At 64.0% G+C, this 598-nt stretch carries 1 protein-coding gene; it reads right to left on the reverse strand.

From position 1 onward, the window contains the following. Window positions 1–598 (reverse strand): DUF5801 repeats-in-toxin domain-containing protein (locus ACR0KN_RS22470; protein WP_480656704.1); only part of this gene is annotated, 598 nt, incomplete at both ends.

The following is a 598-nucleotide window of genomic DNA, read 5'->3' on the forward strand; positions in this document are numbered from 1 at the left end:
GCATCGCTGAGGGTGCCGACCAGACGGATCGCATCGGTCAGGGCCGCGCCCAATCCGGTGACATCCGAGGCATAGCCCGAGGTATCTGCCGAACTGTGCTCGACCGCCCGGTTCTGGGTCAGCGTCACCGCGCCGGTGCTGCTGACGACCGAGACCGAGAACACGACTTGCCCGCCCGAGGTTTTGCCTTCGATGACGCCAGCATTGTTGCTGAGAACCACGGTGTCTCCGGTGGCGGTGTCTTTCAGGGTCACCGACCCGGCATTGGAGCCCAGTTCAAGACTGTAGACCAGCGCGCCCAGGCCATCTTCGCCCGGATCATTCGTGGTCACGTTGAACAGATCGCCCACACCTTCGGTGTCCGTATCCGGCCCACCCGTCAGATCGGCGTCATCCGTCTGCAGGTCTGCGGTGCCAAGGGTCATGGCAAAGGCTGGCCCGTCATCGGTGAACGAGATTTTTTGGGTGAGGTCGACATAGTCCGTCGCGGTGTCCGCGGCGGTCTCGGCATCGCTGAGGGTGCCGACCAGACGGATCGCATCGGTCAGGGCCGCGCCCAATCCGGTGACATCCGAGGCATAGCCCGAGGTATCTGCCG

This window comes from Ruegeria sp. AP7 (genome assembly GCF_056539905.1).